Source organism: Neobacillus thermocopriae (assembly GCF_010975035.1).
Classification (GTDB): Bacteria; Bacillota; Bacilli; order Bacillales; family Cytobacillaceae; genus Neobacillus; species Neobacillus thermocopriae.
Window position 1 is genome coordinate 14,018 of sequence record NZ_JAAIUV010000023.1, and the last position, 26,413, is coordinate 40,430.

Consider the following 26,413-nt stretch of genomic DNA (forward strand, 5'->3'; position numbering starts at 1 on the left):
TTCGCATTCATTAGACACAATGTAAAAAGTCTCACCTTATTTCTTACACACTCTGAATATAGGTTTAGAAATTTAAAAATTATATCTTATTATTGGGCTTGATTCATTCTGTCTAGATTCGAAGCAGCTAAATAATCATGAACCAACAACATAAATTCAATAGCTATCCGTTTTTCCCGTTCCATAAAATCGGCACCAAGAAGGTTCTCTAATTTTTGTAGACGATGATAGAGAGTTTGTCTGACAATATAAAGCTTGTTGGCAGTTTCTTGTTTTGAGCCATTACATTCTAAATAGGCTTTTAATGTTTCTAAAAGTTTTGCATTATACTTTAAATCATATTGGATCACTGGCTGGAGATATTCAGCTGCTAGTTCCTGCAGATCGGTTTGCTTACTAAGTTGTGAAATGAGTCGATATAAATGAAGATCTTCATAAAAATAATAGGTTTGCTTATTCGTCATTTTTTGCTGAATCCGTAATGTTTCTTTTGCCGTCTGATAGCTTTTGTGTAGATCGTTAAGTGAATCAGTAAATTTTCCAGCAGCGATGAAAAATTTATCCGGAAATTGTTTACGAATGAAATCAGAATCTTCAATAGAAGCGATCGCTTTTTTGATTCGTTCTTTCATATTCTTCTTTCCACGCTGGTTTAGTAGTATAAAAGTTAACTCATACCTTTTCTCAACAAAGAATACGATAAAACCATTTTGTTCAAAAACGGAGCGAAATACTAACTTTAAATAGGTGACATCAGGAAAGGACTTTTCATTGACGGGAAATAGTTTCATGATGAGGACGGCTGCCTGGTTAGACTTGGATTTACAGCCGTGTTCGATTAAATAGTCGTATATTTCTTCGAGCGTATGTTCACCTGCCAACCAGCCATGGAGCCACTCAAACTCATTAACCCGCTTTTTTTCCTCGGTATACAATTCTCTTAACAAATGCTGAGCTAACGCCGTTGCCGTACGGTCTAAGATGAGTAAATCATATTCACTAATGGGAATGTCCTTAGAATAGATGGCTAATTCCCCGTAATCTTGACCAAATAGATGAATGGGCGCAATAGCAAGATGATGATTAGGATGTTTTTTCGATCGTTCTAATTGCTCGATGATGGAAGCTTGTTCTTGTAATGGTAATTCCGGAACAAATTCATAAGCCTGATTTTTTAGTCGGAATATGATTTGAACATCTAATGCTGAAAATATAAATTGAAGAATATCTTCATACGTTTCTATGGTCAGCAACCTTTTATTAAGTCGTTGGGAATAATTTTCTAAATCAGATATCTTTTGATACTGTTGATTAATAATGACGGAATGAATGTCTTGGGTAATTTCCACAAACGGGACTTGGTGCTGAAAAATAATAATAGGAAATTGATGTTCGTTGGCTATATGAATGACCTCATCTGGAATGGTCGATAAATAGGTTCCTAATTCAATACAAAGGCCAGCTGCATTATGTTCAATAAACTCTTTCACCATGGAAGCAAATAAATCCTGATTGTCTTTCCAGGCAACCCCTGTAGATAGAATTAACTCCTGACCCTTTAATAAGTTTCGAATACTTGTCACTTCAACGACGTGGACCCATTTCACGATCCGCTCCATTCCATGATGACCAGCAATCACTCTAGCATTTTCAAAATGATTTCGCTTTAATATATCAACAATTTTTAGCTGGAATTGTTCTTTCATTCACTTATTTCCCCTTTTAACTTTATGTATCATGGCTTTTTGCTACTATTCAATCGAATTTGGTCAGCCTTATGAAAAAGGATTGGTTTTCTACCAATCCTTTTTCAACTTTTTATGTCCGTTGCTTCTGTTGGATTAAAAGACTGGAAAAATATTTTCTAGCATTGGCATTTCCAATCAATAACGTTTCCGTCACTTTCCTATTTGGGTGAACAAAATCTACCGTAGCTCCATTCAAATGTTCCTTTACATTTGAGATTAAATAACCTTTTTGGATAAAATAATCAATTTTATCCCTTTCTTCTAAGTATTGTTGATAGTCAGACATCAAGCTCCTCCTCTCGATTAATATAAATCCAGATTTTTAGGGATATCTTCCACCACTTCTTCTACGACGTTATTTTCTTCAATAATCCAGTCACGTCCTACAGAAATACCTAAATATTTCTCATCACTTGGATCTTCCAGTTCTGCTTGACGATATTTTTTAAACCACCAATACTTTCCGAGAACGTAATAGACGGCACCTCCAACAATAAAACCAACAACGAATCCGTATTCTGGTACGAAATAAGATGCAATTGCCCCTATAATCCAGGCAATGAACCCAGCTACATTCACTCCATGAAAATATTTAAATTGCCCATGTTGCTCATACAATTCTGGAACGTTCACTCTTCTTTTGCGAATTAAATAATAATCAGCAAATAAAATCCCAACGATGGCTGATAAGATGCCACCAACAAATAGTAAAAATGGAATGATGATATCAAATAATTTCCATGGTTGAACCACCGTTCCAATAATGCCTGCAGTAATTACTCCGGCCCAGAATGGAAATTTCGGACCGCCCACATTGGAGAATATAGTGGCAGCCGGCACGACATTCGCCGCCGTATTGGTCGACCACTGGGCCAATACAACCATTAATAATAAGATGACTAAAATAAATCCTCCCGCAGACTGCTGTAGTGCAACAACCGGGTCATAGTTTAATACCGCGATATAAGAAACTGCCCCGATGATGATCATAAAAGTCTGGGTTATTGGCATAGCAACTAAATTTCCTATTAATGAACTCTTGTTCCGTTTAAACCAATTCTTTTCATTTGCCGGTGCTTTAATAAATCGGGATATGGATGGTATATCAGCACTTAGAGTCGCCCAAAATCCCATATTTGCAAAAATAACAACCAAAAATGCAGTAAAGGCCTCCATCCCTGATACAGGGTTTTCTACCCAACTCCACACTTGTCTTCCTTCAGCAGCCGCTTGATCAGAAAGGGATACATACATCCACAACGAAATAAGTAATATGATGGGGGCAGCTAAATCAGCAAAACGTTCAATGGATTTAATCCCAAGAGCTGTGTTAACTAACTGAACGATGGCGAAAATGAGGAAACAAATGAACCAATTATTAAATCCAAATAATAAATTTAAAATCCCATTCATTGCGGTTGCACCGAAATAGGTGTTTATTCCAAACCACATGGATGCCGTTACACCACGGGTGATGGAAGGAATATGTGTACCAATCGTCCCAAAAGGGGCTCTCATGTAAACGGGGAAGGATAATCCGTGTTCAATTCCAATATCGGCAATTAATGAAATGAAAAAGCCGATAGCCAAACTTCCGATAATTGTTGCCAATATCACCCAAGGTAAGGATAAAGTCATTACCCCTGATCCACCGATGGCAAAGGTAGCAAGAACGACAACCATTCCAACCCACATAAAGGAATATCCTAGTTTTGTAATTTTCCTGTCTTTTTGAGCTATGGGCAGTAAATCAGGGGATTTTAAATGGTTTTTTTTCATGTGAACACTCCATTTCGGTTAAATTTTTTAGATTAAAATCCAAAATTCAAACAACCGACAATAACTTTTCTTTCATAAGTGTAGACTGTCTCAAAAAAGGGGCTGATTTGAGATGAATTTAAAAATTAATCTTTAGAGCCCTTCGTGTTTGAGACAGTCTAGGAGTGGTTCAGTGTTTAGTGTGGAGCTGCCTGAATGGAATTAGATTGATAGGGTTTGACTTTGAGTTAACTGTGAATTCACATTGTATTTCGCTCTCTTTAAATATTGTCCGGAACCTGGTTTTCCGACAAATTGTTTATCACGAACAACAAATTCGCCGCGAACTAAAACAGATACTGGTTCCCCAGTCACCTTCATGCCTTCGAAAGCATTGTAATCAACAGCCATATGATGAGTTTCTGCAGATATAACTCGCTCAATATTTGGATCAAAGATGACAAGGTCTGCATCGGCACCTACGGCGATTGTTCCTTTTTTAGGGAATAGGCCAAAAAGCTTGGCAATACGAGTTGAAGTAATGTCAACAAATTGATTGAGACTAATTCGTCCCTTTTTCACACCCTCTGAGAATAAAATGGTTAGACGGTCTTCGATGATCGGGCCGCCATTAGGGATTTTTGTGAAGTCACCCCGGCCCAGTTCTTTTTGTCCTTTAAAATCAAAAGAGCATTGATCAGAACCAAGAGTTTGCAACTGTCCAGTTCTTAATGCATTCCAAAGGACATCCTGATTCCATTTTTCTCTAAGTGGTGGTGACCAAACATATTTGGCTCCTTCAAAATTTGGTTTTTCCAAATAACTTTGATCAAGCACTAAATATTGTGGACACGTTTCACCCCAGACGTCGTATCCTTTTTTACGAGCTTCGGCAATCTTTTCTGCGGCTTCTGCACAGGAAACATGAACAACATAGAGCTGAGAATTGGCTAAACCAGTAAAATGGGCTGCCCTACCCGTTGCTTCACCCTCTAACTCCGGTGGTCTTGTTAATGCATGATAAATCGGATCTGTTTTCCCTTCTTCCAGTGCTTTTTTCGTTAAGTAATCAATGACATCACCATTTTCCGCATGAACCATAACTAATGCACCTAATTCTTTTGCCGTAACTAGTGTTTTAAATAAGGTTTCATCATCTGCTTGGAAAACATTTTTGTATGCCATAAAAACTTTAAATGAAGTAATCCCTTCTTCCTCAATCACTTGCGGAAGCTCTTTAAGGACATTATCATTGATTTCACTAATCATTAAGTGGAAACTGTAGTCAATGACAGCTTTATCCTTCGCCTTCTCATGCCAAGTTTGGATAGCTTTTTTTAATGGTTCTCCTTTATTTGTTAAACAAAAGTCAATAACGGTTGTGGTTCCTCCAAAAGCGGCTGCAATGGTTCCAGATTCAAAGTCATCTTTTGTCACGGTACCACCAAACGGCATATCTAAATGAGTGTGTGGGTCAATTCCCCCTGGAAAAACGAGACATCCTTTCGCATCAATGATTTCAGCGCCGACGGCTGACAGGTTGGAACCAATTTGGGTAATTTTTCCGTCTTCAATTAATAGTTCAGCTTCACATGTATCGGTTGCGGTAACGATTGTTCCATTTTTAATAATTTTTTTCATACCTGATTCCCTCCTAACCATTAATTTGTTACGTCTACATTGCATGTCAATGAACCGTTTAGGGCAGCTTGTCGCTCATTCCATGTCATTGGAGGTAGTTCCCTCGGCACTTCAATCATGTCGATGGCACCATCCACAGGACAAACAATCGAACATAAATTACATCCAACACAATCTTCTTCTCGGACTTTCAGATAGCTTTTTCCATTTGCGTCTGTCAGCATATCAATACACTGATGGGAGGTATCTTCACAGGCAATATGACATTTATTACAGTTAATACAGACATCCGTATTAATCCTAGCAACAATATTATAATTAAGGTCCAAATCGCCCCAATCTGAATATTTTGGAACGGATTTGCCAACAATGTCTGAAACGGAAACAATACCTTTACTGTCCAAATAATTGCTTAGCCCTTCAATCATATCCTCGACGATCCTGAAACCATGATGCATAGCAGCGGTGCACACTTGAACACCCGTAGCACCCATTAGCATGAATTCAACCGCATCCTTCCAATTGGAAATTCCACCAATTCCAGAGATAGGAACATTGACATTCGGGTGTCTTGCACATTCGGCCACCATATTTAGAGCAATCGGCTTGACTGCCGGACCACAATAACCTCCGTGAGCCCCTTTTCCAGCCACATGTGGAATTGTGTTCCAAGTATCTAAGTCGACACCCATCAGCGAGTTGATTGTATTTATCAAACTGATCGCATCTGCCCCACCATTACAAGCCGCTTCCGCAGTTGCTGTAATATCGGTGATATTGGGGGTTAATTTGACAATAACAGGAGTTTTCGCAACCTCTTTCACCCAATATGTTTGTTTCTCTACTAATGCAGGCACCTGACCAGATGCCGCACCCATTCCCCGTTCAGCCATTCCATGTGGGCAACCAAAGTTTAATTCAAGGCCATCTACTCCTACGTCCTCCACCCGCTTAACAATTTCATGCCATTTTTCCTGCTTTGGTTCGACCATAAGTGAAGCAATGATGGCATGGTTAGGAAATTTCTTTTTCGTTTCATAAATTTCTTTTAAGTTCACGTCCAATGGGCGGTCAGAAATCAGTTCAATGTTATTAAAACCAGCGACTCTTTGACCGTTAAAACTTAATGCTGCAAAACGGGAACTTACATTCAAAATTGGGTCCCCTAGTGTTTTCCACACAGCTCCTCCCCAGCCTGCTTCAAAAGCACGCTGAACCTGGTAACCAGAGTTTGTCGGTGGTGCGGATGCAAGCCAAAATGGGTTTGGTGATTGAATACCTGCTAGATTAATTCGTAAATCAGCCATTCCATTTCCCCCTTCTCCAATATCTTTTTTATTTATTAAGTTTCATCCTTTTAGTTCACCGTTCCAACAGCTGAATATTGCTTATGAATGGCATAAGCAACCTCTTTTCCTTGCTGTGCTGCCGTTACAACCATCGCCTCCCCTTTACCTTTACCAAAAATGATGTCACCACAAGCGAACACTTTTGGATTGGATGTTTGCTTGGTTTCCTTATCTACCTTTACCACGCCTCCATCATGTTCAAGACCAAGCTGTTCGATTAATGATAAATGTCTTGTTTGTCCGATGGCTTTAATTACCACATCAACTGGAATAATATGCTCTGAACCTTTTATTGGAACTGGACGACGGCGACCATCTGCATCAGGTTCACCTAACTTCATTTTTAAACACTCAATTCCAGTCACTTTACCATTTTCATCACCGATAATTCTTTTTGGTGCCGTTAACCAGCGGAATTCTACTCCATCTTGTTTAGCAAATTCATATTCAAAGTCATATGCTGTCATTTCTTCGGCCGTTCGCCGATATAAAATTTTTACGTTTTCCGCTCCCAATCGAACTGAACACGTTGCACCGTCAATCGCGGTATTACCGGCACCGATCACAGCCACTCGCTTGCCAATAAAATCAAACGATAATGGGCGTTCTTTAGTGGACTTCACAAAATCAATGGCATCATAAACCCCTTCAAGTTCCTCTCCTTCAATGCCTAGGTTAGGAACATGACCCATACCGGCTGCCAAAACGATTCGGTCAAAACCATCTAACAATTCTTGAACTGGTATGTCCTTTCCGACAACTGTATTGGTTCGAATTTTTACATTTAGTTTCTTAACTTGTTCCACTTCCCATAAGGCAATTTGTTGTGGCAACCTGAAAGACACGATTCCATAAGTATTTAATCCTCCAGCCTTTTCGGCTGCTTCGAAAATGGTGACATCATAGCCTAATCTGGCAAGCTCTCTCGCAGCAGATAACCCTGCCGGCCCACCGCCGATTACTGCTACCGTTTTACCATTAGATGGTCCTGGTTCAAATAGTGTTTTTTCATGTTGGATTGCCCAATCTGTGGCATATCTTTGCAAATGGCCAATCATGATTGGTTTGGTAGAATGGTTAAGGACACAAGCTCCTTCGCAAAGCTCTTCTGTCGGACAAACCCTTGCACAGCTTGCACCGACGGGGTTAGATGACAGAATGGTTTTTGCAGATCCTAGCAAGTTTCCTGAGGCAATTTTTTTAATAAAAGTAGGAATATCGATGCCTGTTGGACAGGCCTTGATACAGGGGGCATCATAACAATAGAGGCAACGATTCGCTTCTTCTAATGCTTCCCGGTTTGTTAGACCAGGCTCGACCTCTTGAAAATTCTTTTTAAGGTCGGTTAATGAGATTCGTAGGTTTTTTTCATTAGCCAATAAAAACCCTCCTTTTATATTAAAAGTAAATTAGATCCATCTATTGAAAGCGCTTCATAAAATGAATACTTAAACAAAACCTCCTTTTCAAGATTTATTAACAGAAAATTCTGCATTTAAATCTATTTTACAGCGTCATAGGTAGATGAGCACCTGACAACCTGTAAAATCATCAAACCAATAAATTAACCATTATGTAAAAAGTAATAAAAAATAGTCTATGTGGTATTTTCATTTCTGAATTATTTATAAATTTACCATACACTTTTAAAAAAATATGTAAAAAAATAGCGAGATCTTGAAAGATCTCACTATTTTTTTATCAAATGATGTTTTGTCTATAATTCTATGAATATCTTTATATGAAAGGAATTGTGGTTATATTTAGCAGATATGGAGAGCAAAAAAAATTTTCGACAAATTCCTTGAAATTTGTTGATTAATGACTGTTTAGTTAATAATATTTATAAATCTGAAAACTACTATTTTTTGTATTCCTTTTGATAAAACTTAGCTAGTTCTATAATCATCGCTCCCATTCTTTCAAGATCAGGAACAATGATATTTTCTACCCCCTCTTCTTTTAACGCCTCTGCCGTTACCTTTCCAACAGCTGCTGCCACTACCGTTTGACGATGAAAAATTTCACTAATCTCCTGATGAATCCCTTTTTTTCGTGCATAGTTATATAAGGAATGAACTTGAGTTGCTGTTGTAAAACAGATGGCATCACAGTTGCTTTGCAATACCTCTTCCAACAATGACTCCACTATTTCCTCTTTCGGTTCAATGTGGCGATATGGAAGAATTTTTTGAACCTTTGCTCCTTTACTTTTGAAAAATTGAGTAAGTACAGGAGCTTCTTCCCCATGTAGCTGAATCATGACTTTACAATTCGTAAAATCAACATTTCCAAGTGTTTGAGAGAATCCCTTAGTTGTCCCATCTTCAGAAACCGCAGTAGGCACAATCCCTAATTTCTTTAAGGTAGCTAATGTTTTATATCCCCTTGCTGCTATCTTCGTTTCGAAAACTCTTTTTAAAAACAATTCCTTTAGACCTAAGTTCTCTGCTAATTCTACAAGTTTTTCTGTGCCCATTCCGGTAGTGAATACTACCCAATCTGCCCCCTGTTCAACAAATTGAACTAAGTCAGGCTCTACTTCCTTCTCAGCTAAAAACACTGTGCCTTGTAAAGGTCGATGAAGAGGGATACCACCCTGATTTTCTATCAATTGGCTAATTTCCTCTATTTTACGGGAACCGCAAATGGCTATTTTTTTCCCAGCTAACCTTTTATGCATTCATCATCCCTCACTTTATCCATTCTTTCGTCCTAATCCTACCATTTCCATTGTGATTTGAAAGCCCCTTCCTCATTATTTTTACATAAAAAAATAGAGGCGTTCCAATCCGCCTCTACTTCTCTAATTCTGTGCTAACTTTGCTGTTGTTACATTTTTCGCAGCTGGTTTCATTTCACCAGGGTCTTCTGCTTGTTTTGCCCGTTTAATAAAGATGGCTAAAACAATGGCAACAGCAGCGATAAAGGTTGAAATTAAGAATGAATAGTTGATTCCTTCTAACATAGCTTTCATGGCAATTTGTTGCTTCATTTGAGCTATTACTTCCGGTGTCGGTTGTTCTGTCATGTGTCTCATTGCTTCTTCACCAAGAGCCTTTGCTTCGGATTCTGTCCGATTAGACATAATTGTTACTAATAGCGCTGTTCCAATTGCACCTGCAACTTGGTTTAAAGTATTATTCATGGCTGTACCGTGTGGATAAAAGCGTGCCGGTAATTGGTTTAACCCGTTTGTTGAAACTGGCATCATAACCATAGACATTCCAAACATGCGGATTGCATGAAGGGTCACCAAGTACGCATAACTAGTATCCATAGATAATTTACTAAAGAAGTATGTCGTCACAGTCATAATGGTTAAACCAGTAAGAGCTAATGGACGGGCGCCAATTTTATCAAAAATTTTACCTGTAATTGGTGACATAATGGCCATAACTAATGCCCCTGGCAATAGCATTAACCCTGCATCCATAGGGGTAATACCACGGATTGTTTGGACATAAATTGGGAGCAAAAGCATACCTGAAAACATGGCCATATTTACAACCATCGCAATGGCGGATGATAAAGCAAACATAGGGTATCTATAAATGCGAAAGTTTAATAATGGTTGTTCTTGTTTTAGCTGTCTTAAGATAAATACGATTAAAGAGATAGTACCGATGATAATCGTTCCGTAAACATAAGGACTATCCCATCCTTTATTACCCGCAGAACTAAATCCATAAAGAATGCCACCAAAACCAACACTTGATAATAGTAGTGAAAGTACATCTAAATGGATGTTTACTTTTTCTTTTTTATCTTTCAATAAGAAAAAGCCAATAATTACCACAGCAGCGGCAATTGGGGTAACGAAATGGAACAACATTCTCCAGTCATAATGCTCAATAATCCAACCTGACAAAGTAGGACCAATGGCAGGTGCAGCCATTAAGATAAGACCGAATACCCCCATAGCTGCTCCTCTTCGCTCAACAGAGAAACTAACAAGCATGACATTCATTAATAGCGGCATCATGATCGCAGAACCCGCTGCTTGAATCATCCTGCCTGTTAATAGAAGTGGGAAAGCATGAGCAAATCCGGCTAAGATCGTACCAAAAGTAAATAATCCCATAGCGGCCAAAAAGATATGCCGAACAGAATATTTTTGAATTAAATAAGCGGTCGCAGGGATTAAAATTCCGTTTACCAACATAAAACCGGTCGTCATCCATTGAACTGTAGAAGCATCAATATCTAGGTCCTTCATAATAGATGGTAATGCAATATTTAGTAACGTATTATTTAAAAACGCAATAAAAGCCCCGACCATTAGTACGGCGATAATTCCGTAAGGCGGGCGTTTGGTTTCTTTTATAGAATTCCCCATTTAAATTCCTCCTTAAACTTATTGTTCAATTTTTTATACCCCTGTTACATACTTTCCTATAATATACCCGCTGTTCAATATTTGCAATAGAAAAATCTTCAATAAATAAAGGTTTGTCTTGCCTGAAAATTTAAGATACTATATTTTTATACCGATAGTACAAATGAAAAACAAGGTGATTAAATGAATGATCGCAAGCAACATGTAGTCAAGATGGCTCATGAATTATTTATTAATAAAGGATTTCAGGCAACGTCTATTCAAGATATCTTGGATTATAGTGGTATCTCAAAAGGGACATTTTATAATTATTTTTCTTCCAAAAATGAATTATTAATGGCCATTTTCAAAACGATTTATAAAGATTTAGAAAAAATGAGGGATGAACTCCTTATTGGTCAAGATCGATCTGATATCGAAATTTTTATTAAACAAATTGAAATGCAATTAATAACGAATCGAAAAAACCGATTAATTCCTCTCTTTGAAGAAGTCATGGTTTCTAAAGATACGGAAATAAAAAAATTTCTTGAACAAGGAAAGTTAAGAAATATTCAATGGATCTATCATCGTTTGATTGACATATTTGGTGAGAGTAAGAAACCTTATTTATTAGACTGTGCGATTATGTTCATGGGAATTCTTCGTGAAAACATAAAATTTAATCGTATATACAATGAATCAAGTGCCAATATTAGTCGAATTGTTCGTTATTCAGTAAATCGGTTAGTAAATATGGTTGAGGACCTATCAGAAAATAAAGAACAATTACTTCAACCAGAGCTTGTAGAAAGTTGGTTTCCCAATTGTAAAAAACAACACTATGATTTAAATAAAAAGATACAACATATCATATTTTTACTTAAAAATAATATCGGCTCAGATAAAAACCATATGAAAGCGAAAGAACTTTTGGAATTTATTGAAGAAGAGTTATTTGGTACGAAAAGTCCACGGCAATTTTTAATTGAAAGTGCCATTCTTTCTTTAAAAACCGAACATGAAGATGAATGGAGGAAGAATCTTACCCGATTAGAACAATTATTAGAAGAATATTTTAAGCTGATAAAGGACTAACCCCCTAAAGTGGGGGTTTCCTTATTTAGATGAGAAAGTATAGTATAAACTTGGAGATTTGTCTAGCTCCAGCACCCTAGCGGCGAGAAGCCTTCAGTCTCCTCCCTACGATAAGTCAACATCGAATCGCCTTCAGCTCTTCGTGTTTCCTTTATCTCAGTTGGGGAACACCACAAGGAAGGCTTCGGCAGCATTAACATCGCACGACCGAAAGCGTTAGCTTTTGGGAGGAAGCCATACGCCGCTAACCAGGGGGCTTTCGCTTTTCTATGTACTTAATTAAAAAATGCTTTTTGGATTTCCCATATGAAATAATCGTTGGAATATTGTCTTACTTCTACAACTGCGTCTTCTCCGTTTTTTGAAAAAATTAAGCCTGATCCCATTTGCTCTTTATATTCCCAGCCTTTTGAAATCATGAAGTCTTTCACTACTTCATATTCACGGTTCCCTTTGATTTGAGATAAATATCGTCTACGTTTTTCGGTCTTAGCTAATAGGACATATTCAGAGCTGGATAATTTCAATTTTAATGTAGAAACAAGGAAAGCAATTGGATTTCCTTCTTGGTGGAGTACAGGCCCAATGTGATTAAGGTATAAACAAAATCCCATTACCATGAAAATCATTAAAATAAAAATCGTTTTCCTTATTTGCTCCATAGGCCCGCCTCCTTCAAACTGGTCCTATATATAAGACGGAAAAGATAGCCAAATTGTTTCAAATTTTTTCAAAAACCCTAATGGCTAATAAAAAAAAGACTATGATCCTGAGGATCATAGTCTTTATGTCAATGACTTTTCGCGTAAAGTGCTTGATATTCTGCTGATGTTCTGATTTCTACGGTGAGTTTGCCTTTTCCATATATCGTTTTTATTAATAGTGGAACACCTGTCGTATTTTGGAAACGGAAATCTTTTACCCCATATGCTACTGTGGCATCACGTCCTGCTGGGACATATCCAATGGATAAGGAATGATTATGCCATTCAATATATTTAACCCCTAATTGATCAATGGAATTAAATAATGTGGATGAAGTTTGACAAATTCCTCCACCAATGCCATCAACTAATTTTTTATTAATAATTTCCTTTGCTGGCTGATATCCGTTTTCGGCTGTTCCCGGCCCTACCATTGTATTAAAGGAAAAAATATCATTTACCCCAACAATTACGTTATTGATTGCTTGAGCCGATAGTTCAATATTTTTGGATCGTCCCACGACCCCGCTATTAAAATAAGTAGAAAAAGAAGCAAGGACAACGTCATCTAAATGAGGAATGTCTTCGGGCTTATATTCACTTTCCGTTACATAAATAGGAAGTTCCACCTCTCCACCATTTACAGATGCCTCCATTACTTTCTCGACTAATTCCGATTCCTTCAGAATTACTTGTGGCTTACCTTTAATAATTTGGCCATTTTCATCAATTCGATCAAGAACCATTCTCTGATCAATACCTGGAGTTGTTTCTGTACCTCTAGCCAGTTCCTTCGCCCAGTTTTCTAATTCCTTTCTATATTTTTCTTTGTCCGTATGAAATCCCATTTCTGAAGGATGAATCGTTCTAACAATGCTCTTTGTTCTAGGGTCAATGACTTTTACCTCCATCTGCTTAGGTTCTTCTTTTTTTGAAGATTTTTCTGTTGTTTGCTTTTGATGATGGGTTGGTTTAGTCTTATTAGCTATTGGATCATTTGCCGTTTTTTCAGTACATCCTGTCATAAGAACGAAGCTTGCCATTAATAAAATCGCGAATACGCATTTTCTTTTTCCCATTCCTCAACTTCTCCTCTAACTCCTATACAAGTGTATTTCTTGAAATGGTTATGAATAACTCCACCAACTATCTTATTCGTGGAAGTTTAACCATATGACTTACAATTAAGAATGATTCTTCATTCTTTTAATAAAGACTGTTTGGAATTGGAAATTGTTACAATAATTATGAATCTATTGAAATTTTACCAATTTTATGGAATAGAAAAAAGAAAAATCCCCCATATTTATATGGGGGAGAAGGAGCTAAATGATATTATTTTCGTTTTTTCTTTTGATCTTTTGTTAAACGTCCCAGAATAAATGCACCTGCTGCTACGCCTAGGATCGTATTTGTTTTCTTGTTAAATACTTGCTTTACTACAAGATTCAAGTTTTGTGGTCGTTCTGCAAGACGACGCATGAAATAACCATACCAGTCATTTCCAAATGGTACATACGTACAGAAGTTATACCCTTCTTTGGCTAATTGTAATTGCATATCTTTTCTAAAACCGTAAAGCATTTGGAATTCAAACTTATCATTTGGAATATTATGCTTTTTCACGAATTGCTTAACATGGTTAATAATTCGATGGTCATGTGTAGCGATAGAAGTAAATTTCCCATTTAGTAAATGCCATTCAATAAGCTTAATGTAATTAGCATCAATATCTTTTTTATCCTGGTAAGCGATTTCAGCTGGCTCTTTATAAGCTCCTTTTACTAGACGAATGCGATAATTTTGATATTTTTCAAGCCATTCTTGAGCTTTATGGAAATAAGCTTGAATAACGGTACCAACATTGTCGTATTCCATAGATAATTCATCCAGAAGGTCAAACGTTGGCTGCAAATGTTTGAAGTCTTCCATGTCTATATTGACAAACATATTATATTGACTAGCTTTATGAACAATTTCGCGAATATTATTCAAGCAAAATGAATAGTCGATATCAAGGCCTAATTGAGTAGGTTTTAATGAAATATGTGCATCTGCATTATTGGCATGAATCGCCTCAATGACTTTTAGAATTTGCTCTTTGGCCTCATTAGCTTCTTCTTCTTTATAAACAAACTCACCTAAATTATCAACTGTACAAGAAATTCCATGGGCATTAAGTTCTTTGATACTTTTAATTGCTTCATCAATATTGGTTCCAGCAACAACACTTTGAGCTCCTAATTTTAGCCCATATTTTTTAGCAGCACTATTCAGAAGTTGATTTTGAGATAAAGCCATAAAGAAATCTTTCAGCATCATGATTTGCTCCTTACTGTTAGAATAGTATCAATAATTACATTATAGCATACGCTTTCAAAAAATATTTTTTTTGGAATATTCTAAATGAAATAAAAAGATCTTTCTATACACACCCCTATCTATTTTATTTTTCTCCAATACTTTTTCACTATGTATTCTACTCTTTTGTTTAAAGTAAGTTATACAAAAGAAGGGAGGAATGGTTTAGATTCCTCCCTATTCCATAAATGAATGTTCTTCTTTCTCCCACTTTGATACTTCTTCCCGAACCCTTGGTGCTACTTCTGTTCCCAATAATCTTATGGCGTTCATCACATCTTCATGTGGCATGGTGCCAACAGGTACATGTAGCATAAAACGTGTGATGCCAACATGTTTTCGAAGGTGAATAATTTTTTCAGCGACTGTATCAGGATCCCCTACATAAAGGGCGCCTTCCAAACTTCTTGCCTGATCAAATGTTGAACGATCATAATACCCCCAGCCCCGTTCTCGACCCAAGACATTCATGACATACTGAGTAGGAGGGAAAAATTTATCCGCAGCTGTCTGTGTGTCCTCTGCTATGAAACCATGAGAATGAGAAGCTACAGAAAGCTTGGATGGATCATGACCGGCTTTTGCGGACGTTTTTTTATAAAGTTTAACAAGTGGAGCAAAGTGTCTAGGGCTTCCTCCAATGATCGCAAGAACAAGCGGCAGTCCGAGCAGGCCAGCACGGACGACAGATTGAGCATTACCACCGCTTCCAATCCATACTGGTAAAGGATTTTGAACCGGTCGTGGATACACCCCTAAATTGTGAATAGCTGGACGGAATTTTCCTTTCCAATTCACTTTTTCCGACTGAGTGAGTTGTAACAACAGATCCAGTTTTTCTTCAAAAAGTTGATCATAATCCTTTAAATCATACCCAAACAGTGGAAATGATTCGATAAACGAGCCCCGTCCTGCCATAATCTCAGCCCTACCATTTGAAATTCCATCTAAGGTAGCAAAATCCTGAAACACCCTGACAGGATCTGCAGATGAAAGGACGGTCACAGCACTTGTTAAGCGTATCTTTTTTGTTTGAGATGCAGCAGCCGCTAGAACAACAGCAGGTGATGAGGCAGCGAAATCTTCTCGATGGTGCTCACCGACACCGAAAACATCAAGACCAACCTGATCCGCCAGTATAATCTCCTCAACTACCTCACGTAAACGCTGGGCATGACTTATCACTTTGCCGGTCTGAACATCTGGCGTTGTTTCAACAAATGTACTTATCCCTATTTCCACAATGAAATCCCTCCTTGATGGGTAATTACTATCACACTATGTACCTATTTTCACGTTAATTTTAAATAAATTCAAGTGTTTCGAAATGTTTGAAGTTGAAATTCTTATAATGATGAGGAATCCAAAAATCTGCCAAAAATATTAGGGAAAAGTCGCCATAACTTCCTTTCCGGAACAACTATTTCATCGTAGGATTTTAACAACAAAGAAAAAAGCATCGGTTTCTAATTAGAATACCGATGCCTTTTACCTTTAGTCATGAAAATTTGTTCCGTCTGTTACAGCCTTAACGATTCCAGCCCGAATGACAAAGTCACCAAAATGCTCACCTTCGTTCCGTTCTTTTGCATAACGGCTTAGTAGAACACGAAGTTCGTTTAAGATTTCTCCTTCTCCGATGTTTTCACGGTACAATTTATTCAGACGGGAGCCGTCGAAAGCACCACCAAGGTACAAGTTGTATCTGCCTACCGCTTTCCCGATTAAGGCAATTTCCGCTAGGGCCGGACGCGCACAACCATTCGGACATCCTGTCATTCGAATCGTAATTTCCTGATCACGCAAGCCATTTTCATTAATAATTTCTTCAATTTTATCAATAAGTGTAGGGAGATATCGTTCACTTTCTGCAAATGCTAAACCACAGGTTGGAAGAGCCACACAGGCCATTGAATTTCTACGAAGGGCGGTATGGTGTGCTCCATCGGATAAACCGTATTGTTTCATTAGTTCATCCATTTGATCCTTTTTCTCGCTTGAAACATTGGCAATGATTAGGTTTTGATTTGGGGTTAAACGAAAATCACCCGTATGAACTTTTGCAAGCTCCCTTAATGCTGTTTTCAGTTTATAATCTGGAAAATCCTTTACACGACCATTTTCAATAAATAATGTATAATGCCATTTACCGCCAGGTCCTTCCACCCAGCCATATCGATCACCATTATGTTCAAAATGATAGGGTTTGGCTTCTTCCAATTTCCATCCAAGACGAGACTCTAACTCTTCCTTCACGTTTTCAAGTCCGAGCCGGTCAACAGTATACTTGAATCGTGCATTTTTACGCACGGAGCGATTTCCATAGTCGCGTTGGATCTCTATGGTTTTTTCAGCGACTTGCACGATTTTCTCTGGTGCACAAAAACCAATGACTTTTGCTACTTGAGGATAAGTCGCTTTATCGCCATGGGTGCTTCCCATACCACCGCCAATGGCTACATTAAAACCTATTAATTGATCGTTTTCAACGATGGCAATGAAACCTAAGTCTTGCGAGAAAACATCTATATCATTCGATGGTGGTACAGCAATTCCAATTTTAAATTTTCGTGGCAAATATGTTGGTCCGTATAATGGCTCTTCTTCTACCTCTGGAGTACCTGCCACTCTTTCTTCATCGAGCCAAATTTCATGATAGGCCCTTGTGCGGGGTAATAAATGTTCACTCAACAACTTCGCCCATTCATAAACCTCACCATGTATATAGGATTGATATGGATTCGGGTTGCACATTACATTTCTGTTGACATCTCCACAAGCCGCAAGCGTCGTTAACAAGGTTTTATGGATTTCTTGAATCGTTTGTTTCATGTTCCATTTTAAAATCCCATGAAATTGAAACGACTGGCGTGTTGTTAACTTGATGGTGCCATTTGCGTTTTTTGTTGCAAGTTCATCTAAAACAAGCCATTGTTCAGGAGTCACGACTCCACCTGGAGCTCGAACACGCAACATAAACTGGTAGGCAGGTTCTAATTTTTGCTTTTGTCGTTCATTCCGCAAATCGCGGTCATCTTGCAAATAACTACCATGATGCTTCATGAGACGGTTATCATCATCAGGGATCCCGGCACTTAAACGGTCTTCCATGGCTTCCTTGAGGGTGCCACGCAAGTAATCACTTTCAATTTTGATACGTTCGACATCACTTGGCTTGCCATCTGGTGCCTTTAGAATTTGCTTTGTCGTCATGTTGAAAAAACTCCTCTCTTTCCAAATCAGTATACATCGCGCTGATAACGTTTTTGCTGCTGCATGGCGGAAAGATATTCTTCTGCCTGCTCACGGCTCAAATTCCCTTCTTTTTCAATAATCTCAAGAAGTGTTTGATGAACATCGTGAGCCATATGTTTCTCATCCCCACAGATGTATACGTATGCGCCTTCTTCAAGCCATGTAAATAATTCTTTACTATGCTCAAGCATGCGATGCTGCACGTATACTTTTTCTTCCTGATCTCGAGAAAAAGCAACATCCATTTTCGTCAACACACCGTTTTTCAACCAATTTTGCCATTCGGTCTGGTAAAGAAAATCTGTCACAAAATGCTGATCACCGAAGAACATCCAAGCCTTTCCTTCCGCCCCCTGTTCTTCACGCTCTTGCATAAATGAACGAAATGGTGCAACACCCGTACCTGGGCCAATCATAATAATCGGCGCCTCTGGATCCGCTGGAAGTTTAAAGTTTTCATTATGCTGAATAAATATAGGCACTGTATCCCCAGGTTTTAAACGCTCTGCCGCGAATATAGAACAAACTCCTTTTCGTTCACGTCCATGTGCATGATATCGAACAGCCCCAATGGTCAAATGAACCTCATCTGGGTTGGCTGTCAAACTGCTTGCAATCGAATAAAGCCGTGGTGGAATTTTTCGAAGCACAGAAACGAATTCTTGAGCAGAATCTCCCCATGAACCAAAGTCACGAATCAAGTCGAGAAGATCACGTCCATTCATATAGGCCTTTAATTTTTCCTCATTGCCTGGTGATACGAGATCCTTCAAGGCTTCATTGTGAGAAAGCTTTGAAATTTTTTCGATAAGGCCTTTCGTTAATACCGTTATTTCATAGTAACTCGTTAAAGCCTCTTTAAGGGTACGGGAGTCTCCATCTTTCACCGTCACGGTTTCTCCTGCCTCCCACGGAAGGACGTGAAGCAGTTCTTCAACTAATACAGGATCATTTTCCGGATATATACCAAGGCTATCTCCTGGTTCATATTGTAAGCCAGAGCCTTCAAGTGATAATTCCAAGTGTCGTGTTTCTTTATTGGAACCACGTCCGTTTAAATTTAAATTTTCAAGTACTTCTGCTCGAAACGGGTTGCTTCTTGAGTACGTGGATTCCACCGTGGTTGTAGCTACTATTGGAATAGGAGCAGCACTTTCCCCCTGTGATTCATTTAAACTGCTAAGTACCCCTTGAAGCCATTCAGCGGCTGGTACATCATAATCAACATCACAGTCAAACCGTGGATAAAGGCGTGTGCCTCCTAAGTCTTCTAGACGTTTATCGAAGTCTTTCCCCGTCTGACAGAAAAATTCGTAGGAACTATCACCAAGAGCCAGTACGGAGAATTGTAAGTGATCTAGCTTTGGAGCACGTCTACTATGCAAAAATTCATAGAAAGAACGTGCATTATCTGGTGGCTCACCTTCCCCATGGGTACTTGCAATGATCAGTAGGTTTTTTACTTTTTTCAAATTGTTTGGTTTAAAATCACTCATGGCAGAAACAGAAACTTGAAATCCGTTTCCTTCAAGAGTGGAAGCTGCTTTTTGGGCAAGTCCTTTTGAATTACCAGTTTGTGAACCATATAATATCGTTACTTCTTTTGATTGAATTGATCCGCTATTAGAAGTATTTTGTACTGCGTTTGTTCCTGGAACGAGAGTAGTCGCTGATGCGGCTAGATAACCACTTAGCCAAACTTTTTGAGTTTCTGTTAAAGTTGGCATCAGACGGTTGAGGAGCTCCGTTTGTTCCTGACTAAACGGACTGTTGATCACTTGAAGCTGCACCAAATCCATCCACCTCACAAAGTTGTAGTTTATCTTTAAAAATTTTCACAAAAAATAGATTACTATCATCATAGATTTACTATTCCTATAAGTCAAGTCGGTTTTATTTGTTTTATTTCTTGAAAAAATTAATTATTTGTTACTAATTGAACTTTACCGAAAGTTCTTTCATTAGTAAAATAAATATTAATAATTATAACTATTAAAAAAACTAATAAAAGGCGTGAATTCATTGAATTACGACGAATTAAAGACTTTTGTCACTCTTGCAGAAGTAAAAAATTTTACAAAAACAGCGGAAATGCTTCTTATGTCACAACCAAGTGTGAGCTTACATATAAAAAACCTTGAAGCAGAATTTCAAACAAAATTATTTTTGCGCTCACCAAAATTTCTTCAGATTACTCCAACAGGCGAACTTTTGTACGAGCGTGCGAAAAAAATGCTGACCATCTACGAACAAACGAAACAGGATATTTTGGAACACCACCACATCATTAAAGGAGAATTAAAGATTGGAGCTAGCTTTACGATCGGCGAATATATCCTTCCTCCACTCCTTTATGACCTTCAGCAACACTATCCTGAATTGAAACTCGAAGTGATGATTGGGAATACAGAGGAAATCGTCAAGGCTGTTCGGCTATATCAAGTAGATGTTGGTTTAATTGAGGGACAAACAAATGATAAGGAGATCTGTGTTCATTCTTTTATGAAAGATGAATTGTTTATTGTATCATCCCCTCATCATGAACTTGCTAAAAAAGAGGAAGTGACCATGGCTGACCTACAAAATCAGTCATGGGTAAGTAGGGAAAGTGGATCAGGTACTGGAGGATACCTCAATCATGTCATTCGGTCAAATGGTCTCAAAGTAAAGTCACTGCTAACTATCAGTAGTAACCAAGGAATTAAAGAAATGCTGATCAATGGGATGGGACTGTCACTCTTGTCCTATAGTGTCATTGAACGGGATGTCCAGCATGGGAATCTTTCGATCATAAAAGTAAAAAATCAATCATTTACCAGAACTCTATCCTATATTTATGCTCCCATGATGTCAGATAAGCGAAATGTGAAAACCTTCATCAATGCCTTATTAAACAAATGGCCGAACGAAGGATGAATTCATTCATAAGAAGATGACAAATACTTAGAAAAATCCTATTTATCGTTTAAAGAATGATCTTATAATCTCTAACATTAAATTCTGTCATTTTCAAAGGGCCACCATTTAAGTAATTGACCATTGTTTTTAATACATGAATAGTTGGAGGTGCTAACAAAATTTTATCAGATTCATAGGCTGATAGTGCTTCTTCTGGTGAGAGCCATATTGTGTCGCTAATTTCATGGGTATCTGGTTTTGGGGTTTGGCCTTTGGGTAACCTCGCCAGAAAAAAACGTGTATCAAAACGAATTTTATAGAGGCTCGGTGTAATAATGTGCCCAATATACGTTAAGCTTTCAAGATGAAGATAAATTTCTTCCTTCATTAAGATATGTAAAAAAGAGATTTCACCATTGAGGAGACGGCGGCGGTACTCCTGTATAGAATCTTCACTTAATACAACTGTCGTCCCGTCTTTCCGCTTGCAAAGGAGGACACCAGCTTCTTCAAATAATTCTCTAGCCGCTGCGATATAATGGGATCGTTCAAATGAGTGTTCGATATTTTCATCGATAATAAATTCAGTATCATGAATCACATCTTCTTCTTCTACTCCCCCTCCAGGGAATACATAGTAACCGCCCATAAATTTCATGGACTGTGGTCTCCTCGTCAAATAGATACTGGAAGAGTCATCCATTAAAACGACTGTGGAAGCAGGTTTTGGAATCACTGCCATTTGTAAACCACCTTTCAAAATTGGCTTCCTTTCATAATATTCCACTTCCACTCATCATTTCCCTCTATATTATGAAAAAAATGTGTCATTATACAACCACTCAAAAAAGCACACTGATCTCCCAGTGTACTTTTAGTAAACATCTTTTAAAAAATGTTATTGGTCTATTCATTGTAACATTTAAAAAAATTTAACTAATTTCTTTTTATGACAATTGGTTATTACTTTCATTAAGCATTTCCTTCACATCTTGAGTAATTTTATCATAGCTTTGGTTTACTCTATCCATAACTGCTTCATTGTCTGATTGCTTTACTTCGTTCTTATTTTTTTGTTTATTCGTATTTTCCATATACTTCACCTCCATTTTTAGCATGTGTAATGGAGTTTAATTTATTACATGGCTTGATTTTAAGTTTACATAATACTATTATTTTATAAATACATCTAGTATACGATCACTATTTAATTTTTTTGTGAAGGTAATCCGTATAGGTGGTTTGTAGAAATATTTATTTTATAGCCTTAAATGGGATACAATGGTTTTAGATTTGGAGGTGAGATGATGATTCGGACTCTCAAATGGATTGCATTCCTATTCCTATTAACGATATTATGGCCTGTCATTGAAAATAAGATCGATAATGATAAATTTGCCCAGTCAATGGATCGGTTTCAGTCGCAAATAGATGAATGGGACGAAAACTCAACGGTTTTGAGTGCCATTGAACCAATTGTTAAATCGATTCAATCCTTCCTGGCTCAGTTAAACATTCATGTGGAATGGCCAAATGATATACAGAAAGAATCACCTCTCGTACAAAAACCGGAATTACAAGTCCCTTCTGAGCAGACCTTTTCGATTCATAACATGGAACTTGGTTACGATAAATCCATCGTTGAGCAGCAAACCGGTCCTGCAAAACGAGTAACACGAAATGAATATGGATTGAAATGGCATGCTTATCATAAAGATTTTCATAACTTCTTTATGGCAATGTATGATAGCAACAATAAGGTGGTTGGTTTATATACTAATCAGGATCTTATCGCTTCAAAAAATGGTATTCACATAGGAACCTCAAAAGAAATGGTATTAGAGGTACTTGGAAATCCCATATCAGGGCTCCAAAAAGGAATGACGATTTATCAATTTCAAGAAGATAGAAATTATGATGTTTTTGAACTAGATGAAGCTTATGTAACGATTTTTTATGATAAATATGCGGGAAATACAGTTACTGCTATGCAAATCATAAGTAAGGGTGTAGAACAAAAAAAACGCGATTTTTACACCAAAGCTAGCCAAGAGTTAACGATTGGTTTTGAGTACCAAATGTTCGATTTAACCAATGCTACTCGTGTCCAACATCAATTACCCATTCTTATATGGGATGATCATGTGAGTGAAACGGCACGAAAACATAGCTTAGATATGGCTGAAAAACAGTATTTTGATCATACTAATCTCGAAGGAGAGTCCCCTTTCGACCGAATGAAGGAAGATGATGTAACCTTTCGTCTAGCTGGTGAAAACTTGGCATATGGGCAGTCTAGTAGCATTTTTGCCCATGAAGGGTTAATGAACTCCTATGGGCACCGAAAAAATATTTTGCAAAAGGATTTTGAATATTTAGGAGTAGGAGTCGCCTTTAATAAGGAATCACACCCCTACTATACACAAAATTATTATGCGAACTAAAGAGTTTCGCGCATGCATTAGTTTTTTCTAATTGGTTACATTATATACGAGCAATTTTTTCATTGCTCAAAAAATCGTCGGGAGTGATGTATCATGGCTAGAAACAAACTTTTGGTTCCTGGTGCAGGCAATGTTCTGAACCAAATGAAAGAGGAAATCGCCAATGAGTTTGGAGTGAAGCTTGGTGCAGATACGACCGCACGAGCTAACGGTTCAGTTGGTGGCGAGATGACAAAACGTCTTGTTGCCTATGCTGAACAAGCATTAAGAAATCAACAAGGTCAGTAACCTGTGATTTCTCATATGCTGTCCCTTTATTGTAAAGGGACAGCTTTTTGAGTAGAGAATTTTTTACGAACGTTTATTAATCCCTCTTCTTGCCTGGAAAATCGCCTTTTTGATTTCCTTTTCTAACCTTTCAACAAAATTGGTTATCGCTTTGTCTGCTCCTCCATTTACTACTCTTTGGCCTACAATAGCAAGTGTCCCTGTTAAAACGGGATCTGCTTGAAGATGGATTTTCGTTGTCCCTTGTTGGTCCCGCAAAAATACATCAATGACCGCCTGAATATCACCTAGATTGCCTTTCCCATTAACTTGAAGCCGATAAAAAGATGGCATTTTTTCCTGAATGATTTCTATTTCTAATCTAAATACATCTTTGATTGGACCAAATTGGAGATCCCATTCACAATAATAAACATCCTCCGATGTTTTCGTAAAAATTTTACATCCATTAATGGCGTTTTGAAGTACTTTTTCATCTTTTATCCATTTCCATACCAATTTCCTCGGTAAATGAATGGTATGGTGGTAATCCATTTTCACCCTACTCCCCCCAGTTGAAAAATTCGTTATTCAGTCTATTCATGAATGTTCTTCATGTTAAAGTCAAAGCATGAAAACAAAAAATGTCAGGCGCTAGAAGCACGTGACATTCGAAATGTTAATGTAAAAAAAATTTTCCCCTCTTTACTTACTCGGATTTTGGAAGACAATATAATAAATTACCCCCGGCTACAAATAAATCAATTGCTTGTCCCTACTTGATAAAGCATGCAAGAGAAGAACTGGTTTTATCTCTTTTTCTTTTTGGACGTATCGGCTACTACGGTTTTTGTTTTTTTGATTGGCTCTAATGTGACTTGTACATGAAATGTTTTTTCATCGATGGGATCTACACTACTGACTTTAGCTTTTCTTCCTTTAATTTTTAATTCTTCTCCTTCTTTCGGGACTTGTCTTAATAACTGACAAAGCAAGATATTTTTGTTTTCAAGAAAATGGACAGCAAACATTTGACCTCACCTTTTTCATTTGAAATGTAGTACAAAGCATGTACCCTTAAAACCAATATATGATTCGGATGAAGCCAAATGACTATTTTGCCTATTAAATGTTTCCACCGAGCAAAATATATACGTTATTTTTTAAGATATATAGAAAAAATCAAGATATTACACTTGAAATAGCCTTTTCGGAAGGAAGCTTTGAGAAGTAGGAAGAGAAATCGAATGAGGATCTTTATTGGATAAAAAAACGCCCTCCTGATTTGACATTCATTCAGGAAGGGCGGAAAAATGGATTACTCAAATAATGGACTTACCGCTTTTTGATTATGTACACGATCGATTGCTTCCACTAATAATGGAGCCACTGATAAGGTCGTAATTTTTTCTATGAGCTTGTCTTGAGGATGCAAAATCGTGTTCGTCACTACTAACTCCTTAATAACAGAAGATTCAATTTTTGAAATCGCATCCCCTGAAAATACAGGATGGGTACAGCAAGCATAGACGGCTTTTGCCCCTCTCTCCATTAAGGCATTGGCCCCTGATGTGATCGTTGTAGCCGTATCGATCAAATCATCAATAATAATGGCAGTTTTCCCGTCAATATTACCAATGATGTTCATAATTTCAGACTCATCATGTTCCGGCCGGCGTCGATCAATTAAGGCAATCGGTGCATTTAATAGGCTAGCCATTTTTCTTGCTCTCACGACTCCGCCATTATGTGGAGCGACAATGACGATATCTTCCAACCCTTTATCCTTAAAATAGGAAGATAAAATAGGAATGCCTGTTAAATGTTCCACAGGAATATCAAAAAATCCTTGAGCTTGTGGCGCATGAAAGTCCAATGTAATGACTCTAGAAGCCCCTGCAGTTTCTAAAAGATTGGCAATTAATTTAGCGGTAATTGGTTCACGGGAACGAGCTTTTCGGTCTTGGCGAGCGTAGCTAAAATAAGGCATGACAACATTGATGTTTTTTGCCGATGCCCTTTTTAAGGCATCAATCATGATGAGTAGCTCCATGATATGTTCATTTATAGGTTCAGAAGTAGACTGAACAAGAAATACATCACTGCCCCGCACACTATCATCGATATGAATTTGAATTTCTCCGTCACTAAATCGTGTAACCGAGCTTTTCCCGAGCTCACATCCTAAATACTCCGCCATTTCCTTCGCAAGCTCTGAATTCGAATTCAAAGTAAACATTTTAAAATCTTGTTTAAGAAAATAAGTCACTATTTTTCCCCCTATATGTGAATTGATGGATTGACTGGATTTGATTGCTCAACATAGTGGTGGCTGCTTCTATTTTGACATAAAAACTTAAAAAATGCGAAAATCATACTTATTCGTTAAAGATAGGTGTACCTTTTTATTCCTTGGCCATCCAAAGATATAGTCAAAATATAGTAAAATGTTTAACATTTACTAATAAAATTCATTATACTGTCCGTACTGTTAAAGATGAAGCATCCTATTGGGTATATGAAATAACCATTTTGAAAAGATTTCGAATAACCTAATAAGGACAGCTTCAAA

At 37.6% G+C, this 26,413-nt stretch carries 23 protein-coding genes; 4 read left to right on the top strand and 19 right to left on the bottom strand.

The window, feature by feature from the left end:
* Positions 1 to 89 precede the first annotated feature (89 nt).
* The 8 genes from G4Z05_RS13185 to G4Z05_RS13220 form a co-directional block, all read right to left on the bottom strand.
* Complete coding sequence (locus G4Z05_RS13185) at positions 90 to 1,706, bottom strand: PucR family transcriptional regulator (RefSeq protein WP_163252299.1); 1,617 nt, start codon at positions 1,704 to 1,706, stop codon at positions 90 to 92.
* A 112-nt stretch (positions 1,707 to 1,818) separates the two neighbouring features.
* Positions 1,819 to 2,034 (bottom strand): hypothetical protein, encoded by a 216-nt coding sequence (locus G4Z05_RS13190; protein WP_163252300.1) that lies wholly within the window; start codon positions 2,032 to 2,034, stop codon positions 1,819 to 1,821.
* Positions 2,035 to 2,051: 17 nt separating this feature from the next.
* The gene (locus tag G4Z05_RS13195; RefSeq protein ID WP_163252301.1) at positions 2,052 to 3,527 is read right to left on the bottom strand and encodes an NCS1 family transporter; all 1,476 of its coding nucleotides are present in this window, start codon (positions 3,525 to 3,527) and stop codon (positions 2,052 to 2,054) included.
* Positions 3,528 to 3,728: 201 nt separating this feature from the next.
* Entirely contained in the window at positions 3,729 to 5,147 is a 1,419-nt protein-coding gene (gene hydA / locus G4Z05_RS13200; RefSeq protein ID WP_163252302.1) for a dihydropyrimidinase, read from the bottom strand.
* Positions 5,148 to 5,167: 20 nt separating this feature from the next.
* A complete protein-coding gene (gene preA, locus G4Z05_RS13205; RefSeq protein WP_163252303.1) occupies positions 5,168 to 6,454 on the bottom strand; it encodes an NAD-dependent dihydropyrimidine dehydrogenase subunit PreA in 1,287 nt (428 codons plus the stop codon).
* 50 nt (positions 6,455 to 6,504) lie between these two features.
* Positions 6,505 to 7,875 (bottom strand): NAD(P)-dependent oxidoreductase, encoded by a 1,371-nt coding sequence (locus G4Z05_RS13210; RefSeq protein WP_163252304.1) that lies wholly within the window; start codon positions 7,873 to 7,875, stop codon positions 6,505 to 6,507.
* A gap of 482 nt (positions 7,876 to 8,357) precedes the next feature.
* Complete coding sequence (locus tag G4Z05_RS13215; RefSeq protein WP_163252305.1) at positions 8,358 to 9,179, bottom strand: uroporphyrinogen-III synthase; 822 nt, start codon at positions 9,177 to 9,179, stop codon at positions 8,358 to 8,360.
* A gap of 123 nt (positions 9,180 to 9,302) precedes the next feature.
* On the bottom strand, positions 9,303 to 10,835 hold the full coding sequence (locus tag G4Z05_RS13220) for a DHA2 family efflux MFS transporter permease subunit (RefSeq protein WP_163252306.1): 1,533 nt from the start codon (positions 10,833 to 10,835) through the stop codon (positions 9,303 to 9,305).
* 183 nt (positions 10,836 to 11,018) lie between these two features.
* On the opposite strand from G4Z05_RS13220, the gene G4Z05_RS13225 reads away from it, so the two are divergent.
* The gene (locus tag G4Z05_RS13225) at positions 11,019 to 11,912 is read left to right on the top strand and encodes a TetR/AcrR family transcriptional regulator (protein ID WP_163252307.1); all 894 of its coding nucleotides are present in this window, start codon (positions 11,019 to 11,021) and stop codon (positions 11,910 to 11,912) included.
* Between the two features lie 275 nt (positions 11,913 to 12,187).
* Here G4Z05_RS13225 and G4Z05_RS13230 read toward each other — a convergent pair whose 3' ends face one another.
* From G4Z05_RS13230 to G4Z05_RS13255, 6 genes are all read right to left on the bottom strand, one after another.
* Positions 12,188 to 12,574, bottom strand: a complete 387-nt coding sequence (locus G4Z05_RS13230) for a hypothetical protein (protein ID WP_163252308.1) — start codon at positions 12,572 to 12,574, stop codon at positions 12,188 to 12,190.
* A 128-nt stretch (positions 12,575 to 12,702) separates the two neighbouring features.
* Complete coding sequence (locus G4Z05_RS13235; protein ID WP_163252309.1) at positions 12,703 to 13,695, bottom strand: VanW family protein; 993 nt, start codon at positions 13,693 to 13,695, stop codon at positions 12,703 to 12,705.
* 256 nt (positions 13,696 to 13,951) lie between these two features.
* Entirely contained in the window at positions 13,952 to 14,938 is a 987-nt protein-coding gene (locus G4Z05_RS13240) for a proline dehydrogenase family protein (RefSeq protein ID WP_163252310.1), read from the bottom strand.
* A gap of 216 nt (positions 14,939 to 15,154) precedes the next feature.
* The gene (locus G4Z05_RS13245; protein WP_163252311.1) at positions 15,155 to 16,219 is read right to left on the bottom strand and encodes an LLM class flavin-dependent oxidoreductase; all 1,065 of its coding nucleotides are present in this window, start codon (positions 16,217 to 16,219) and stop codon (positions 15,155 to 15,157) included.
* Positions 16,220 to 16,471: 252 nt separating this feature from the next.
* A complete protein-coding gene (gene cysI, locus G4Z05_RS13250; RefSeq protein ID WP_163252312.1) occupies positions 16,472 to 18,190 on the bottom strand; it encodes an assimilatory sulfite reductase (NADPH) hemoprotein subunit in 1,719 nt (572 codons plus the stop codon).
* Between the two features lie 26 nt (positions 18,191 to 18,216).
* On the bottom strand, positions 18,217 to 20,022 hold the full coding sequence (locus G4Z05_RS13255; RefSeq protein ID WP_163252339.1) for an assimilatory sulfite reductase (NADPH) flavoprotein subunit: 1,806 nt from the start codon (positions 20,020 to 20,022) through the stop codon (positions 18,217 to 18,219).
* Positions 20,023 to 20,254: 232 nt separating this feature from the next.
* On the opposite strand from G4Z05_RS13255, the gene G4Z05_RS13260 reads away from it, so the two are divergent.
* Entirely contained in the window at positions 20,255 to 21,148 is an 894-nt protein-coding gene (locus tag G4Z05_RS13260; RefSeq protein WP_163252313.1) for a LysR family transcriptional regulator, read from the top strand.
* A gap of 49 nt (positions 21,149 to 21,197) precedes the next feature.
* Here the strand turns inward: G4Z05_RS13260 and G4Z05_RS13265 are convergent, their stop codons facing one another.
* Complete coding sequence (locus tag G4Z05_RS13265) at positions 21,198 to 21,872, bottom strand: NUDIX hydrolase (RefSeq protein ID WP_163252314.1); 675 nt, start codon at positions 21,870 to 21,872, stop codon at positions 21,198 to 21,200.
* Between the two features lie 205 nt (positions 21,873 to 22,077).
* Positions 22,078 to 22,224 (bottom strand): hypothetical protein, encoded by a 147-nt coding sequence (locus G4Z05_RS13270; RefSeq protein ID WP_163252315.1) that lies wholly within the window; start codon positions 22,222 to 22,224, stop codon positions 22,078 to 22,080.
* A 213-nt stretch (positions 22,225 to 22,437) separates the two neighbouring features.
* Between G4Z05_RS13270 and G4Z05_RS13275 the strand changes: the two genes are divergently transcribed.
* Together G4Z05_RS13275 and G4Z05_RS13280 are read left to right on the top strand one after the other, a co-directional pair.
* On the top strand, positions 22,438 to 23,574 hold the full coding sequence (locus tag G4Z05_RS13275; RefSeq protein WP_163252316.1) for a CAP domain-containing protein: 1,137 nt from the start codon (positions 22,438 to 22,440) through the stop codon (positions 23,572 to 23,574).
* A 93-nt stretch (positions 23,575 to 23,667) separates the two neighbouring features.
* A complete protein-coding gene (locus tag G4Z05_RS13280) occupies positions 23,668 to 23,862 on the top strand; it encodes an alpha/beta-type small acid-soluble spore protein (RefSeq protein WP_038535255.1) in 195 nt (64 codons plus the stop codon).
* Between the two features lie 63 nt (positions 23,863 to 23,925).
* Here the strand turns inward: G4Z05_RS13280 and G4Z05_RS13285 are convergent, their stop codons facing one another.
* The 3 genes from G4Z05_RS13285 to G4Z05_RS13295 all read right to left on the bottom strand — a co-directional run bounded on the left by G4Z05_RS13285 (position 23,926) and on the right by G4Z05_RS13295 (position 26,113).
* On the bottom strand, positions 23,926 to 24,396 hold the full coding sequence (locus G4Z05_RS13285) for an SRPBCC family protein (RefSeq protein WP_240465389.1): 471 nt from the start codon (positions 24,394 to 24,396) through the stop codon (positions 23,926 to 23,928).
* Positions 24,397 to 24,650: 254 nt separating this feature from the next.
* Positions 24,651 to 24,872, bottom strand: coding sequence for a hypothetical protein (locus G4Z05_RS13290; RefSeq protein ID WP_163252318.1), 222 nt, complete (start codon positions 24,870 to 24,872; stop codon positions 24,651 to 24,653).
* A 287-nt stretch (positions 24,873 to 25,159) separates the two neighbouring features.
* On the bottom strand, positions 25,160 to 26,113 hold the full coding sequence (locus G4Z05_RS13295) for a ribose-phosphate diphosphokinase (protein WP_327989751.1): 954 nt from the start codon (positions 26,111 to 26,113) through the stop codon (positions 25,160 to 25,162).
* Positions 26,114 to 26,413 lie beyond the last annotated feature (300 nt).

Excerpts from the sequence above, each read along its gene's own strand:
- G4Z05_RS13290 (WP_163252318.1), bottom strand. The coding sequence starts at position 24,872 with ATGTTTGCTGTCCATTTTCTTGAAAACAAAAATATCTTGCTTTGTCAG.
- G4Z05_RS13235 (WP_163252309.1), bottom strand. The coding sequence starts at position 13,695 with ATGGGAAAAAGAAAATGCGTATTCGCGATTTTATTAATGGCAAGCTTC.
- cysI (WP_163252312.1), bottom strand. The coding sequence starts at position 18,190 with ATGACGACAAAGCAAATTCTAAAGGCACCAGATGGCAAGCCAAGTGAT.
- G4Z05_RS13265 (WP_163252314.1), bottom strand. The coding sequence starts at position 21,872 with ATGGCAGTGATTCCAAAACCTGCTTCCACAGTCGTTTTAATGGATGAC.
- G4Z05_RS13190 (WP_163252300.1), bottom strand. The coding sequence starts at position 2,034 with ATGTCTGACTATCAACAATACTTAGAAGAAAGGGATAAAATTGATTAT.
- G4Z05_RS13280 (WP_038535255.1), top strand. The coding sequence starts at position 23,668 with ATGGCTAGAAACAAACTTTTGGTTCCTGGTGCAGGCAATGTTCTGAAC.
- hydA (WP_163252302.1), bottom strand. The coding sequence starts at position 5,147 with ATGAAAAAAATTATTAAAAATGGAACAATCGTTACCGCAACCGATACA.
- G4Z05_RS13215 (WP_163252305.1), bottom strand. The coding sequence starts at position 9,179 with ATGCATAAAAGGTTAGCTGGGAAAAAAATAGCCATTTGCGGTTCCCGT.
- G4Z05_RS13185 (WP_163252299.1), bottom strand. The coding sequence starts at position 1,706 with ATGAAAGAACAATTCCAGCTAAAAATTGTTGATATATTAAAGCGAAAT.
- G4Z05_RS13285 (WP_240465389.1), bottom strand. The coding sequence starts at position 24,396 with ATGGATTACCACCATACCATTCATTTACCGAGGAAATTGGTATGGAAA.
- G4Z05_RS13230 (WP_163252308.1), bottom strand. The coding sequence starts at position 12,574 with ATGGAGCAAATAAGGAAAACGATTTTTATTTTAATGATTTTCATGGTA.
- G4Z05_RS13220 (WP_163252306.1), bottom strand. The coding sequence starts at position 10,835 with ATGGGGAATTCTATAAAAGAAACCAAACGCCCGCCTTACGGAATTATC.
- preA (WP_163252303.1), bottom strand. The coding sequence starts at position 6,454 with ATGGCTGATTTACGAATTAATCTAGCAGGTATTCAATCACCAAACCCA.
- G4Z05_RS13275 (WP_163252316.1), top strand. The coding sequence starts at position 22,438 with ATGATTCGGACTCTCAAATGGATTGCATTCCTATTCCTATTAACGATA.
- G4Z05_RS13195 (WP_163252301.1), bottom strand. The coding sequence starts at position 3,527 with ATGAAAAAAAACCATTTAAAATCCCCTGATTTACTGCCCATAGCTCAA.
- G4Z05_RS13270 (WP_163252315.1), bottom strand. The coding sequence starts at position 22,224 with ATGGAAAATACGAATAAACAAAAAAATAAGAACGAAGTAAAGCAATCA.
- G4Z05_RS13240 (WP_163252310.1), bottom strand. The coding sequence starts at position 14,938 with ATGATGCTGAAAGATTTCTTTATGGCTTTATCTCAAAATCAACTTCTG.
- G4Z05_RS13225 (WP_163252307.1), top strand. The coding sequence starts at position 11,019 with ATGAATGATCGCAAGCAACATGTAGTCAAGATGGCTCATGAATTATTT.